The organism is Methanosarcina mazei S-6, assembly GCF_000970205.1.
Classification (GTDB): Archaea; Halobacteriota; Methanosarcinia; order Methanosarcinales; family Methanosarcinaceae; genus Methanosarcina; species Methanosarcina mazei.
The window spans coordinates 1920560-1935335 of the sequence record NZ_CP009512.1; the positions used below are offsets into that span (position 1 = coordinate 1920560).

At 39.8% G+C, this 14776-nt stretch carries 12 protein-coding genes; 4 read left to right on the top strand and 8 right to left on the bottom strand.

What is annotated here, in order from left to right:
* Nucleotides 1–134: 134 nt before the first annotated feature.
* From MSMAS_RS08270 to MSMAS_RS08285, 4 genes are all read right to left on the bottom strand, one after another.
* Nucleotides 135–725: a hypothetical protein gene (locus MSMAS_RS08270; RefSeq protein WP_048040437.1), complete on the bottom strand. Its 591-nt coding sequence runs from the start codon at nucleotides 723–725 to the stop codon at nucleotides 135–137.
* A 360-nt stretch (nucleotides 726–1085) separates the two neighbouring features.
* The gene (locus MSMAS_RS08275) at nucleotides 1086–3893 is read right to left on the bottom strand and encodes a leucine-rich repeat domain-containing protein (protein ID WP_052728060.1); all 2808 of its coding nucleotides are present in this window, start codon (nucleotides 3891–3893) and stop codon (nucleotides 1086–1088) included.
* Between the two features lie 406 nt (nucleotides 3894–4299).
* Nucleotides 4300–4935 (bottom strand): LysE family translocator, encoded by a 636-nt coding sequence (locus MSMAS_RS08280; protein WP_048046431.1) that lies wholly within the window; start codon nucleotides 4933–4935, stop codon nucleotides 4300–4302.
* A 108-nt stretch (nucleotides 4936–5043) separates the two neighbouring features.
* Nucleotides 5044–5838, bottom strand: coding sequence for an alpha/beta fold hydrolase (locus tag MSMAS_RS08285; RefSeq protein ID WP_011035020.1), 795 nt, complete (start codon nucleotides 5836–5838; stop codon nucleotides 5044–5046).
* Nucleotides 5839–6313: 475 nt separating this feature from the next.
* Here MSMAS_RS08285 and MSMAS_RS08290 point away from each other — a divergent pair, with 475 nt between their 5' ends.
* From MSMAS_RS08290 to MSMAS_RS08295, 3 genes are all read left to right on the top strand, one after another.
* The gene (locus tag MSMAS_RS08290) at nucleotides 6314–7528 is read left to right on the top strand and encodes a multidrug effflux MFS transporter (protein WP_011035019.1); all 1215 of its coding nucleotides are present in this window, start codon (nucleotides 6314–6316) and stop codon (nucleotides 7526–7528) included.
* Between the two features lie 72 nt (nucleotides 7529–7600).
* Nucleotides 7601–7708, top strand: coding sequence for an antitoxin VapB family protein (locus tag MSMAS_RS19940; RefSeq protein WP_080503093.1), 108 nt, complete (start codon nucleotides 7601–7603; stop codon nucleotides 7706–7708).
* Nucleotides 7709–7814: 106 nt separating this feature from the next.
* Entirely contained in the window at nucleotides 7815–8198 is a 384-nt protein-coding gene (locus tag MSMAS_RS08295) for a type II toxin-antitoxin system VapC family toxin (RefSeq protein WP_011035018.1), read from the top strand.
* Between the two features lie 88 nt (nucleotides 8199–8286).
* Here the strand turns inward: MSMAS_RS08295 and MSMAS_RS08300 are convergent, their stop codons facing one another.
* The 3 genes from MSMAS_RS08300 to MSMAS_RS08310 form a co-directional block, all read right to left on the bottom strand.
* Nucleotides 8287–8970, bottom strand: coding sequence for a flavodoxin family protein (locus tag MSMAS_RS08300; RefSeq protein ID WP_011035017.1), 684 nt, complete (start codon nucleotides 8968–8970; stop codon nucleotides 8287–8289).
* 315 nt (nucleotides 8971–9285) lie between these two features.
* Nucleotides 9286–11673, bottom strand: a complete 2388-nt coding sequence (lon, locus tag MSMAS_RS08305; protein WP_011035016.1) for an endopeptidase La — start codon at nucleotides 11671–11673, stop codon at nucleotides 9286–9288.
* Between the two features lie 180 nt (nucleotides 11674–11853).
* Nucleotides 11854–12273: a MarR family winged helix-turn-helix transcriptional regulator gene (locus MSMAS_RS08310; protein WP_011035015.1), complete on the bottom strand. Its 420-nt coding sequence runs from the start codon at nucleotides 12271–12273 to the stop codon at nucleotides 11854–11856.
* Between the two features lie 113 nt (nucleotides 12274–12386).
* Here MSMAS_RS08310 and MSMAS_RS08315 point away from each other — a divergent pair, with 113 nt between their 5' ends.
* Nucleotides 12387–12905: a protein-tyrosine phosphatase family protein gene (locus tag MSMAS_RS08315; protein ID WP_226987640.1), complete on the top strand. Its 519-nt coding sequence runs from the start codon at nucleotides 12387–12389 to the stop codon at nucleotides 12903–12905.
* A gap of 262 nt (nucleotides 12906–13167) precedes the next feature.
* Here MSMAS_RS08315 and MSMAS_RS08320 read toward each other — a convergent pair whose 3' ends face one another.
* Nucleotides 13168–14460 (bottom strand): Fic family protein, encoded by a 1293-nt coding sequence (locus MSMAS_RS08320; protein WP_015413067.1) that lies wholly within the window; start codon nucleotides 14458–14460, stop codon nucleotides 13168–13170.
* Between the last annotated feature and the right edge of the window lie 316 nt (nucleotides 14461–14776).

The window sequence follows — 14776 nt, forward strand, 5'->3', positions numbered from 1 at the left end:
CTGAAACTCCTGATCTTTTATAATTATTTCCTATTAACTGCTCGATTAATAAATAAGCAGGTTATCCAGTCCTTACCGGATCTTTTGGGCAGTTTTATTCAATTTATTTCTGTTCCGGATTCAAAGAATAAATATTATTCAGTACTTTTTAACACCAGCTTTTCTTTTTTTCCGTCCATTACCAGTGTAACTTTTACAGTACAATCTTCTCCAAGTCCAGTTCCCCCATTCCGATAAATATAAACTGTCCTGTACGGAGTGCATAGTAGATCTATAGTGTGTTTGAACACGGCTCTCTGATCTTTTACCGAGCCCCCTTCAGAACAGGACCTGACAACATAGTTGCAGTCCTTGCGGTCTAAAGTAACATTTCCAGAGCCTTCACTTGAACCTGCATCATAAGAGTATTCAAACGGTTTAGGGAAGGAGGACTCGGACAGGTTATGTTTGTAAGTTATGATAAGCCTGCTTTCGTCCTTCCCATAATAATGGGTTTTACGGTCTGCAGTTATGAAAATATGTGTTTCGTTTAACAGATATTTTGCTTTCCAGTTCTCACTCTCGCCTTCAAGAGTATCATTATAGAAGATCACTTTTTTCTCAGTTATCAGCGAATTTGCGGAACAGATTGCAGGAAGTATTAATATCAGGACAAAACCTGATAAAAGGAGACTGAGTGCTTTCTTGCTTGTTTTTATTTTAAGTACCTCCTGTTGAGAGAACATCCCTGTATTCAGACTTACTATTTAATTTATGGAAGCCCATAAAATACTTTGTTGTAATGACATAAGGCAAAAATTTTAAGTATTTCTTATGTTGACTGGAAGAAATTAGGGTTTTCTAAAGGTACATTGCATTACATGAAGCAGAATGCAAAATCAGATAAGCTGTTTACTCTTAACAGCCATATTCTTGAGAGGGTAAATAAATGGGAAGCATTATTTTCAAGTCAAAAGTAAAAAATGTGTATGTTTTTACTGAAAAATGTAAAAATATGTATGTATTTATATAAAAAATAAAAATGTAAAGTTTACAGTAAAATAGTTTAAAAACTAATAAATCTTATTTACCTTTAACAGTTACTATTAAAGAAATAGATCAGGGATTTGAGGCATTGCAAGCCACTGAGCGAATTTATTATAACTTCTGCCAACTTTTTGTACAATCTCTATGCCTTTTTGAGTTCCTTTAATCACTTTATTATAATCAGAATTAGGATCGGCCAATTTATTGAGGAAGCGATATAGCTTATTAAAAGGTTTAACTATCTTTTCCTTGTCAGAATTAATGTTTATCTCATCTAAACTATCCTGAATTGTTTCCATATCTCGATCAAGCTTGGAATTTAAGTTTTCAAGCTCATCTTTTAAACTATCAAACTCGGCTCGAATATATGGCAGTTCTACCTTTAAATCTATATTGACATTTATATTAATTTCTGATTTTAGTTCAGCTTTAGAGATTGAGTTTGCTTCTGAACTAGTTTGTACTTGGTTTATTAAGACAATTGGTGTTTTACCGCCGAATTCATAATTCCCTTTATATTTATTTTCTATGTGTTTGTAACCATATAATAGCGACGAAATGGAAACTTGCTTGCTGCTACTAAAACATATTGTATTCTCCAATTTTTCAGTTTCCGCTTTTAGCAAGCCTTCATATGGGTATCTTTGAGGACAATTAGTTGAACAGTTACAAGGTATTTCTTTATTGAGTTTTATCTTTTTAATGGAAGCGTTTATGTGGTCAAGATGATTACAGATAACGCCTAATGCTTCTCTTTTATTATCACCTTTTATTCTGATCTCAATCCGCTTCTCATCAGGCTTCATCTCTACAAGAGCATGTGAATTTTCGAGCTTTAATACCACTCCTTCTCTCCAGCACATAGGCATTTCATTCTCTTTTTTCTCGATGTCAGGATGCATTCGCACAATAAAGCGGGTAATTATACCAGGAGGCAAAAAGTAATCATAACAATAAAAGAAGCAAAGATTATCTTTTTCGTCCCATATAAAGTTGGGTGCGTTTTTAGGTAAAAGTTCAGGAATAAGATAGCTACTTTCATCTGGAAGTTCGTAAGCAAGCTCAAATTTGTTCATTAAGTCCATTAATTGGGGATAAATATTGGATGGATATGTCTCTCTATCCCATATCTGGCGTAATTCACTGTATAACAATTTACCTTCACGTTGGAGAACAGACTTCGTAGACAATATTTTATAAAATGCACCTGTGACCCATTCAGGTTTTAATATCACCATACTTTCTAATCTATCATCAAAATGAAGAATTACCCCCAGTTCGTGTAAATATCCATCAAGTGTGTTAATATTTTCTTCGTCTAATCCTTCCGAAACACATATATCATAAAATTCATCGAAGGAAATCCAATAATCTTTAAGCCCTTCAAGTTTTCCACGTACTTTGTACCACGAATCAAACCATGAAGCTCTCATTAAAGGAAGGTTCCAAGCGGTTTTACTAATCGCTTCTTTTAGAATAGAGATTCCTTTACCATCTTTACTATCAATTTTAAAGTTATTTACAATTTGAGGAAACTTATTTTTGAGGTCTTTTAGATTTAAATCGTCATCACTTTCGTTCATCTTGCTCATTACAAGGATTATTGGGCTATCTCCACCAAAAGCTTCAATCGTGTGCAACCATGAATATATATTGTTAAAGTCCTTTGCCTTCCGCGCGTTCCATACTAGTAAATAAACTGAACGTGTTGTTAGGAAAAACTGGTGAGTTGCATGATAGATTTCCTGTCCACCAAAGTCCCAAATATTCAGTTTGATTATACTATTACTAGAATCAGGAGCTTTAGTGCTCCATTTTGATATATTTATTCCTTCAGTTATCCCATCTTCCGCAAATTCATTGGTAATTAATCTATGAGTTAGGCAAGTTTTCCCAACTTCCCCGTTACCAACTAGTATTAACTTTGCTTCATTGTTTTCTGTAGTTTTTGATTGCTTCAATTGTCTCAAATAAGTGAGGATTGAGCTCAATCCCATAGAAACAATTTCAGGCGGAGGTGAAATTAAAGGATTATAAGAAACGTCAAGCTGTTTAAGTTCTGTAAGTTCTGCAATCTCAGTTGGTAGTTCAGTAAACTCATTCTCAGATAAGTCAAGTTTTACAAGTTTTTTAAGTTTTTTAATTTCAGGCGGTAGTTGAGTCAGATGGTTTCCAGACAAATACAGATTTTTAAGGTCTTTAAATTTTCCAATTTCTGGCGGTATTTGAGTCAGCTGATTATAAGAAATATCAAGATCCTCAAGGTTCTCAAGTTTACCAATTTCTTGTGGTAATTGAGTTAAATTATTATGACATAAGGAAAGTCTCACAAGATTCCTGAGTCCAGATATCTCTGGAGATAGTTGGGTCAGTTGATTATTAGAAATATCAAGATTCTCAAGATTCTCAAGTTTTCCAATTTCAGATGGCAACTGTTTTAGATTGTTATGGCACAAAGAAAGTTTTGTAAGTTTTGTAAGTTCCCCAATTTCAGACGGTAGCAAAGTCAATTGATTGCCAGTTAAGTCAATTTCTCTAAGGTTCTTAAGTTTTCCAATTTCTGATGGTAACTGTATAAGCTGACTATAAAATGAGTACAATTTTATGAGGTGTTCAAGTTCCCCAATTTCTGGAGGTAGTAGAGTTAAATGATTTCTGGATAAGTTTAGCTCTGTAAGGCTTTTTAATTTTCCAATTTCTGGTGACAGTTCAGTCAGGTCATTTCCATACAGATTAAGTTCTTTTAGGTTATCAAGTCTCCCTATTTCTGATGGTAGTTCGGTCAGATTATAACCATCTAAATAAAGCACTATAGAATTTTTTTTAGAAGCCTCTTTGATAAGTTGAATTACCTTTTCTTTTGTCATTATCTTCCTCAACTACAATCAATTAACCTTAGATGTATTTTCAATTCCGCCATACAGTTCCATACTTTTACTCTAAAAGCTTTTTCTTTTTATTCAATTTTATTTATCACCTTTAATTTTAGAACAATTTGGATCGTTAAAAAATAACATTGCAAAATAAGAAGATTGGTGTTTTGGAAAAAACTTTTAGCTATTTTTATACCATAATTTGGTGTAAAGAAATAAAAAATATTTTTGGATAGGACAATTTTGAATAATGGTTAAAAAAATTCAAGATCCCTATTACCCCCGGGTATGGTACGAGAGGTGTAATTTGAATCAATTAGACTTCTCTTTGGCTTATAGACTTTACCCGAGGAGGGATAATATTACTGGCAGTTCTCTCCCTACCCCTTGAACAGTTGGTTTATTTATGAGACAGTGCAAGTTTTACCCCTATTACAGTAAAGATACCCGCTTTTCCCCAATTAATATACCTGCTGATCCTCTGCCTCTGTAATACTTTTTCTCCTATAGCCCCTGCAAAGACAGAAATTATAGAAAAAATCACCCACGCCTGCACAAGGAACACTATTCCAAGGAATATCATCTGCATAGGGACACTGCCTGCTCCGGTATTCACAAACTGGGGAAGAAATGCGAGGAAGAATAGTGCAACTTTAGGGTTAAGAACGTTCATAAAGATCCCGCGCCTGTAAAGGGCGAAAACATTTCTTTCCCTGATGGGGGCAGAAGATACAAGCTCTCCGCTTTCTCTCAAAGCCTGCCAGGCAAGGTAAAGTAGGTAGGCTGCTCCGGCATATTTTACGATTTCGAAGGCAAGGGCGGATTTGTATACGAGGGCTGAAATCCCGAATGCAGCTGCGCTGGTGTGGACAAGTATGCCTGTGCACAGACCTGTTGCTGTTGCAATTCCTGCAATTTTTCCCTGTGAGATGCTCTGTGTGAGCACAAATAAGATATCCGGACCGGGAAGAAAGGTAAGGGCTGCAGAGGCTGCAATGAAATAGATTAACTGGGATTGCTCTATCAAATTTCTCACTTTTCCTTCTAACCATTTTTACTTATAACAGTTTTCCCTTCTAGCCATGTTTCCTTCTAACCATATTCGGAAGCTGGGTTTGGATTTAATATGAATTAACATATCATTTTAAAGGACATGTTTATGGATTTCATCCTCCAGCAGTTCATAAAACTTTTCCTTTGCTTCTCTTTCAATCCAGGGTCTGTGCCCACATTTTTCCAGTAGAATAAATCTGAAATCCTTCAAAACCCCGGATAAGGGTTCTTTAACTCCATTGAAAGGGTGAGGATCATAGTCTCCGTGAATTGCAACTACCGGGCACCTGACTTTTGTTCCCAGTTTCAGAAGCTCACCGCTGCTCCTTAACTGATGCGCTTCTCCCCACACGCTTTTGAACACATCATAGTTATATTTGACCAGTTCTGCATCATGGGGGAGAGGGTCGTAGGTATCGGCTTTAGACATCAATTTTCCCAGGCTGCAAAAAGCTTCATTCTTGTTTTTAGCGGTAGAATTATTGAGAACCCCGTCCAGAGAACGGTAGTCATCCCAATCTTCCTGTCCTAGCCTGCTTATCCGGGTACTCGTTACATTTGTAGCATATCTCTGTTCATATGGGCCACTTCCGACCAGAATCAATTTTTTCACGAGTTGAGGGTGAAGAGCTGCAAAGATAAAACTTAGGGTTGCACCCCAGGAAAACCCTATAAGGTTTACCGGTAAAGCTCCATGTTCTTTCAAAATAGATTTCAGTTCCTTTATCTGGCCCTCTATGCTTGCTTTAGTCTGGAGTGGTTCAAGGATTCCGGTAAAGGAGGAAAGTTCTCTGGCGACAGATGCCATTTCTCCGGGTGCACCCGGTCCTCCGTGAATAACGGCTGTAGTAAAAGGTGAATTTCCGTATTTCCTCAGATACGTCATACGTCTATCAGGTTAGACCTGTTTAGCTTAAAAACAATTGGTTTTAGAATCATATTGTCCTTACTTTTGCTTCGTAGCTCTTATACACAAACCAGCTCTTTCGATAACCATTCTGGCTATTTATGTGTGTTCCATATATTCTCACGTTTTTCATGCTTACCATGTTAAGTTTTTTAAATCTAGAACAACAGTTTTTCAGTATTCATTGGTTTTTATCTTTGCCTTCGCAACTGTTATATACAACTCAATTCTTTCGATAATCATCCTCATTAGTTACATATGTAACCATCTGAACTTAATAAAATTTGTAATAAATTTTCGTAATTTGTAATAAATTTTCGTAATATGTTTGTTATAACTGCTTATATAATTATTTTTAATATTGTTTATCAAAATTGTTTGTAACGACTTCAATAATAATTGTTTATAATAGTGTTTGTAATAACTTTAAAATAGAAAACCAAAAAGGATTACTATGTTTTCCCATAAAAAAACAGATAGTTCCAATGAAAATTTAAAAGGAAACCTGAAGGGGACTCTGCCGCTTCTGGCTCTTCTAACCGCTTTTCCAGCACTGTCGACGGACATGATCCTGCCCGCAGTCCCGTCCCTTGCCAGGACCTGGGACCAGCCCCTATCCGTAATCAACCTGATCCTGGTCTGTTTTTTCATAACCTACGGATTTTTCCTGCTCTTTTACGGCCCTATTTCTGACCGCTTTGGCCGCCGCCGTCCTTTGCTTGCCGGGCTTTTTGTGTATATAGTGGCAAGCCTGCTCTGTGCCCTTGCAACGAGTGCTTCCATGCTTATAGGCTTCCGGATGCTGCAGGCTGCAGGAGCTGCTGCCAGTTCATCCCTCTCCATGGCAATGACAAAAGACATCTTCTCAGGACAGGAAAGGGAAAGAATTCTCGCCTACATTGCAATTATAATGGCCCTTGCACCTATGATCGCTCCTGTACTTGGCGGGTGGATACTTGCGGACTTTTCCTGGCCCTGGATCTTCTTTATTCAGGCAGTTATGGGAGTAATAGGGATTACTGGAGTCCTCCGCTTTCCCGAAACGCTTTCTGAGGTCTCGGATGTACCCCTGTCGCGGATGATGCACAGCTACGGTCGTCTGCTTCTCAACCCTTCCTATATTGTCATGGTTCTTGTGATGTCAGCCAGCCTTTTTCCCCTTTACAGCTTTATTGCAGGCTCTTCTGCAATTTACGTTAACGAGTTCGGCCTGAGCGAACAAAAATACAGCTACTTCTTTGCCTTCAATGCCCTCGCCCTGATGATCGGTTCCTTTTCATGCCTCCGGTTGACGGGAAGCATCAGCTCAAAGCGTCTCATGACCATAGGATTTGCCGGTGTTTTCCTGGGCGGGTTTTTTCTCCTTCTCACAGGACAGCACGGTCCATGGAGCTTTGCTCTACCCATGTTTTTGATCACGTTTTCCCTTGGCCTGAGCCGTCCCCCAAGCAATAATCTCGTGCTCGAGCAGGTGGACCGTGATGCAGGCTCAGCTTCTTCTCTGATGATCTTCTGCTATTTTACTCTCGGGGCTGTGGGTATGTGGTTTATTTCCCTTGAATGGGCGGATAAGATTTCAGTACTGGGGATAATTGCTCTGAGCTGCGGAGCCATGGTGCTTGCCGCGTGGTTTATTTTGCAGAAAAAAGGAATCAAAGGGGCTGCCTGAAAAAAACAAACTATAAAATTTTATTTCTGTAAAACGATAGAACTTTATTTCTGTGTATGTATACACAGATACATGGGTACGAAGACTATCTCAATTCGGGATAATACCTATGACATGTTAAAAAATGCAAAAAGGGAATGGGAAAGTTTCAGCGATACTATTGATCGACTGTTGAAATAGGAAAAAAAGATCTGTCAGTTTATTTCGGAGCCCTGGAAAATGATGACCTTCTTGAAGGGCTGGCTGAGGATTCCAGGAAAATGAGGGAACTGTCGAGGCTCAGAATATGATAATACTTGACACCAGCGCCCTTGTCGATTATTTCAAAGGTGTAGAAAAGACCCGTGAATTCATGGATAACGATGTAACAACTACTGTTATAACTTACTATGAAATTCTCTCAGGGGTCAAACATAGAAAAGCCAGAAAAGAAGAACAGTTCTTCAGAAGGTTCTTTTCCGAAATCGATATACTGGACTTCAATCTAAAAGCTGCGGAGGAAGCAAGTAGTATAATGGGCAGGCTGCTGAGCATTGGTACTCCGGTAAACAGCGTGGACGTCCTTATAACAGGCATAGCTGTGATAAACGGAGCAGAAAAAATTGTTTCCAGGGATATAAATTTTATCAGCATCGGGAAAGTTTCCGATCTGGAAGTTTTAGTCTACTAATTTGCATTTTTTATGAACCGCTTTCCCTTCATTTTCAGGCCCGAACCACTGATCGCGATTAAAAATCGGTTCACGCGATAAAGCAAACTCAAACTTTACTGCTTTTATCCCGTGCTTCCAGACCTTTTTGCCGCTTCACAAATCTGGAACCCATTTCAAAAGCTTTCTCACAATCCTGAGGGAACACTTCTTTTCGCCTTTTTGCTTTCTCTTCGGGATCAAACCTGTCCGCCACATATTTTGAGTAGTCATCAAACTGGTAGGTATCGGTGCTGCACAGTGATTCCGAATATCCGAAAATTCTCTTTGCAAGGTTTTCATTTAATCCAATAGTTGTTCTGAGTCCAAATATGTCGAAGAATTCTTCCTTTGCCCCCATAGTGTAGATAAAACCGACAGGGATATTTTTCGGATAAAGCGTGGGAGGCTCATCGGAGTAGACGAGATACGGGAATATGTAGCGTTCCATGAATGACCTCATTTCGCCTGTAGAGTTTCCAAGGTAAATAGGTGATCCGAGTATTAAGGCATCAGCATCTTCCAGCTTCTCCAGCACAGGTGTCAGATCGTCCTGCATTGCGCATTTTCCATAGCTTTTTCCGTCCCTTAATTTGCAGGCAAAGCAACTTATGCATCCTTTGAAATCAAGGTCATAAAGATGGATCATTTCCGTTTCCGCACCCTCTGAGGCTGCCCCTTCAAGAGCTTTCTCAAGCAGGGTAGCAGTGTTCCATGTCCTGCGAGGACTTCCGTTTATTGCTATCACTTTCATGATTTTACCTCTAATTTCCTCCTTTTAATCAGGTTTTTAATGATATGATTTCATCTACAATCAGTTTTTCTGAGTTTAATCAAAAGAACAGGTGAATTTTAAACGTGTTAATGCAGGAAAAGAGAATTTACATAAAGAGAATTTACAGAAAGAGAACTTAAAGAAAAAGAGAACTTAAAGAAAAAGAGAACTTAAAGAAAAAGAGAACTTAAAGAAAAAGAGAATTTTCCATGACATTTTCATGGTGACTTTGAAAAATAAAGAAGTGGATAGTTACGGTACTGGCAGGCCGTATACTATCCTTGCCTGCAGGTTTTAAATATTCTGTGCAGGTGTGAAACAGTTTCCTGAGAATGAAACTACCGGCCTTGGGAGGTCAAGGTCCAGAGCTTCTTTCAGGACTTCTTCTATGGTCTCTACAGGAACAAACCTGAGCTCGTTTCTGACTTCTTCCGGTACGTCCTCAAGGTCCCTTTCGTTTTCTTTTGGCAGGATTACTTTCTTTATGCCTGCCCTGTGGGCTGCAAGAACCTTTTCTTTTATGCCGCCAACAGGCATTACCGCACCGCTAAGTGTGATTTCTCCTGTCATCGCAAGTTTCGGGTCAACCGCTTTGCCGGTGATCAGGGACGTAAGGGCAGTAAAGAGGGTTACACCTGCAGAAGGCCCGTCCTTGGGGGTTGCACCTGAAGGCACGTGGATGTGGACATCGCTTGCAATAAAATCAAAACCTTTTGCGACGTTTGCAAGCCTTGACCTTGCCAGGCTCATGGAGATCTGTGCAGACTCTTTCATCACATCCCCCAGCTGGCCTGTAAGCGTAAGCTTTCCGGTTCCGGGCATGAATGTGCCTTCTATGAAGAGAATATCTCCTCCGACAGGAGTCCAGGCAAGCCCTGTTACAACTCCGGGAACGTTCTCTTTTCTGGCTTCTTCCTGCCTGATTATCTCTTTTCCGAGAATCTCTTTTAGCATGTCGGCTTTGACAACGTAAGGAAGGTCGACCTTTCCTGACACAATCTTTTCGGATACAAACCTTGCAGTCTTCGCCAGCTGCTTTTTGAGCCCGCGGACTCCTGCTTCCCTGGTGTATTTGTCAATGATCACCTTCAGGGCTTCATCTTCGATCTGGAGTTTATCGGCATCAAGACCGTGGTCTTCCAGTATGCTGGGCAGCAGGTGGTCTTTTGCAATTGCAAGTTTTTCGTTTTTAGTGTAGCCCGAAATTTCGATTGTCTCCATCCTGTCAAGGAGCGGCCAGGGGATGTTCGCCACGGAGTTTGCAGTGGCAATGAACAGTACATCTGACAGGTCATACGGGACTTCCAGATAATGGTCAGAGAATGTGCTGTTCTGCTCAGGGTCAAGGACTTCGAGAAGGGCGCTTGCCGGGTCTCCGGAGTAAGAAGCTGAAAGCTTGTCGATTTCATCAAGGATGAAGACCGGGTTTTTAGTTCCCGCCTTTCTCATTCCCTGGATAATCCTTCCGGGGAGAGCTCCAACATATGTCCTCCTGTGGCCTCTGATTTCGGCTTCATCTTTAACACCGCCGAGGCTGGCCCTGACATACTGCCTTCCAAGGGCATCTGCAATACTCTTTCCCAGACTGGTTTTACCGGTCCCCGGAGGTCCCGTAAGGAGAAGGATCGAGCCCTGTTTTTCCTGTTTCAGTTTCATTACCGCAAGGTGCTGGATTATCCTTTCCTTTACTTTTTCAAGCCCGTTATGGTTGTTTTCAAGCACACGGCGGGCTTCGGCAATGTCTATGCTCTTCTTTTCTTCGGTTACCCAGGGGAGGTCAAGCATGAGGTCCAGGTAATTCCTGATGACAGAGCTTTCAGGGTTGTGCGGTCCTCCGGTTTCAAGTTTCTTAAGCTCTGAGAGTGCCTTCTTTTTCACTTCTTCAGGCATCTTCGAGTTTTCTATCCTGTCCCGGTAATTTGCCTCGCCCGAAGCGCCATCTTCGCCACCGTTAAGCTCTTCCTGAATCATCTTAAGCTGCTCACGCAGCATGGCTTCACGGTTCGATTTGGTAATCTTATCGGTAACTTTTTTTGCCATTTCCATCTGGAAATTAATGTTTTCTTTCTGCTTTACCAGAATCTCAAGGAAAGTAAGATACCTTTCACGGACAGAAACGGTTTCCAGAAGATCCTGTTTTTCTTCAAGTTTTATTGGCATGTACGGCATGACATATCCGATTAGCTGGTCAATGGAATCCATCTTCTCGATGGGCCTGGTAAACTGCTCAGAACTCTGGAAGCGGCTGCTGATCTCACGGACTGTTTTTTTGATATTTCCCATCATTTCTGTCTGGATATCTTCGTCAAGGTCAGGAATATCAGGAACAGGCCTGAATGCAGTATAAAAAAGCCCGTTTCTTCTGTGTACGGAAACAGCCTCCACTCTCTGGATAGCCTTTGCGATGACGAGATACCCGTCGTCAGCAGGCTGCACATATCCGATTTTGAGCAGGTTTCCAATTTTATACAGGCTGTCTTCCGACATCTCCGAAGGTTTAGTTTCGCTTTTTACTGTCAGCCCAACCGCATAAACGGATTCGGAGTTTTTCATTTCATTAAGGAGTATTTCTCCGGTTACTTTATCAGCCAGGAATTTTGCCCGGCTCCGAGGATAAACCACTATATCAAAGAGAGGCATCACAAGGCTCTCTCTGTTACCATAGGTTTGTTCTGAATACATTGTCTATCGTCTCAATTATTATCAAAATGTTGTCTTGGTCGTTTCAACAGTCCCGGTTATTCAATAGTTTCAGTTGCTTCTGTTGCTTCTGTTGCTTCGATTTTACAGGTATTTCGGCAATATGATCATCATGATTTATTTAGTTTGAATTAACCTAACTATCTGGCCGGACAAAAAAAATTACCGTACCTTTCCCAGAATCCTGATCAGGGTCTCAATCTCTTTTTCATTGAGAGATTCTGCCATTTTTTCTATAACCCTTAATAAAGAACTCTCTTCTGCCCGGGCTATCCTCTGCCCTTTTTCTGTCAGGCGGATGTAAAAAATTCTGCCATCCTCAGGACATTTTTCCCTGTACACGCATTCCATCCTGACAAATTTGTTGACCATCTCCGTGATGGTCGGCTTCGAGTTCTTTGTGATTTTCGCAAGCCTGCTGAACGTTACTTCTCCATGTTCATCAATGGCTTTCAGATATCCGATCTGCTTTACAGTGATATCGGATATCCCACATTCAGAGAAGATCTCACAAGAGCACTCGCTTTTGATTTTGATCAGGTTTTCAAAGACTATGAACAAATGCTCTTTTTTCGCCGTCATGTCTGGATCTGGGTTGTTAGTTAGGCATTACCTAATTAAATAGTTTTTGGTCATGGCAGCTAAATTAGCAATTAATGAAAATTTATATCTCTGCTTTTCATACTCCTATTATTATGCCCTCTTTGTTGAGCCCAAAGAAAATGCCTTCAATAGAAGGTATCCGAATTCCAATGAACTTCTATGTCGTACTTAAAGAGCCTGTTCTTCTTGCTGGCATGTCCCGTCCCGGGAAGGATACGCCGTGGGAGAAAATTGGTGAAGCTGGTTTTTCAAAAGTGGTCTGCCTCAGCAGTCCAGAGGTTAATTACGACCCCTACCCACTCAAAGTGCTGTTCTCTGCAGAACTGGAAGACCTTTATCATGGTTATGACCCTGAGGACCCTGAAAGAGAGGAGCGGCTTATCAGACAGGCGACTGCCATTATAAGAAGTAAAATGGATGAAGGAGAAGGTATTGTTGTCCACTGCATGGGAGGCATAGGCAGGACAGGCACAGTTCTCGGATGTGTACTCAGGGACCTCGGGTTTTCGGCTGGTGAGGTACTGGACTATCTTGATGAAATAAATATGCATAGAGGCTTTGGAGGGTGGCCGGAGACTGAATGGCAGGGAGAAATGGTACGAAAATACTAACTGAAAGATACGAAAACACCAACTAAAATTTTAAGATTTGTTCGATGGGTTTTTAATGAATTATGATAGAATTTGAGATGAGTGTTTTTTCGAGAGCTTTTAGTGGCAAGCACTCCAAAATTCTGGCTGGAAAGTCTGAGCTTGCTAATTCAGCATCTTAAAATCAGGTATTTTCTATCAATTTGATAGATTCTGATAGATTCTGATAGATTCTGATAGACTTTGATAGATTCTGAGAACAAACCACCCAGAGAATAGAAACTCAATAAGCTCTCTTGTATACGAAAATAAACTCCTTTCCTGCCTTCCGTTTTTCAACATACCCCAGTTCTTCCAGCCGGAAAAGGTCACTTCTGGCTGTAGCATATGCCACGCTGTAAGTGGTTACTATTTCTTTAATTGTGACTGGTTTTTCAGGTTTCTTCAAGAACTGTTTGAGGATTTCTGCCTGCCTTAAAGTAAGATTTCCGGATTCTGTAATGATTTTCAGGGCTTGAACCTGCTCTTTTTGTTTTCTTTCCAGATACTCAAGGGTATCATCAAGGGCTTTTTTTATGCAGTCCAGGTTGTATTTGATGAAGTATGTGAGATCTCCGGAATCGTTGGGGGTTCTGTCGGATTCTGTGTAAAGATAGGCATTTCGATACTGTTTCTTTGAACTGTTTATTACTCTTGAAACTGCCATATACTCAAAAAGCCAGTAATCATTTTTGAGAAGATACCAGTAAAAAAGAGCTCTTGCAGTCCTGCCGTTTCCGTCGTTGAACGGGTGGATATATCCGACAAGGAAATGGATGATTATCCCTTTAATCACGGGGTGTATGAACTCTTTATCCTTGCTACTGGCAAAATCACACAATTGATTAACCAGTTCAGGGACTTTGGTGTATTCCACGGGTCTATGAAGCAGTGTCCCATCTTGAGAATAAACGGCAATCTCATTGGTTTCTCTGAAACTGCCTTCGTATTCGGGCTTTTCAAGCGTTCCATTCGTGATCATTCTGTGGATTTCAAGAATTTTTTCAGGGGTGATGGCTTCTTTTTTTAAATTCATGATGTGCTTTACTGTATCGTAATTATTTACAATCATTTTTTCGTCCTTACTTTTTGGTTTCCTGTCCTCCTGAAGCATCCTTTTTGCGATTTCCCTTGTGGTTGCTGCCCCTTCAATCTGGCTTGAAGCTATTGCTTCTTCCATTAAGGAACTGATAATGTATTTTCTCCTGTTATCCTGCAGGGCTTCAAGGCTGCTAAGAAGATTTCCTGCTGCGGATTTATCAAGGATATGAAGTTTTTCCTGAAACTCATCTATCAGATTATACTTGAAAACCCAGTCCCCAAATTTTATGGATTTTGCTTTTAATTCTCTGGACAATTTCATCAGGTTCCATACAGTAACAGGGTCCAGAGGAAGTTTTCTGTGTTTCAATTCCTCCCAGTGCAGATATCTCTCGTTATATCTGTGAGTTATCTCTTCTATTTGACCATCGTGCAGAAATTTTCCAGCACTTTCAAGGGCTTCTTTTGAAAATTCAGGAACTACAGGGATTTTCATGATATCAGCTTTTATCAATTTGATAGATATTGATAGATATTGATAGATATTGTTAGTTTATTTCATATATTTATTTCTATCAATTTGATAGATAGTGATAGATTTTGACAGATTTTGATGGATTTTGATAGATTTTGATAGATTTTGATAGATAGTGATAGATTTTGATGGATAGTGATCTTAAAACCGTAGTTTAAAGCCTTGAAATAAACCAATAAAAACGATTAAAGAGAATTACCAAAAAAGGTGTTTATTATTTAGTTTCAATAAAGAGTTTAGTGTATAGCTAAGCAAGCTACTTTACTATACACTTATT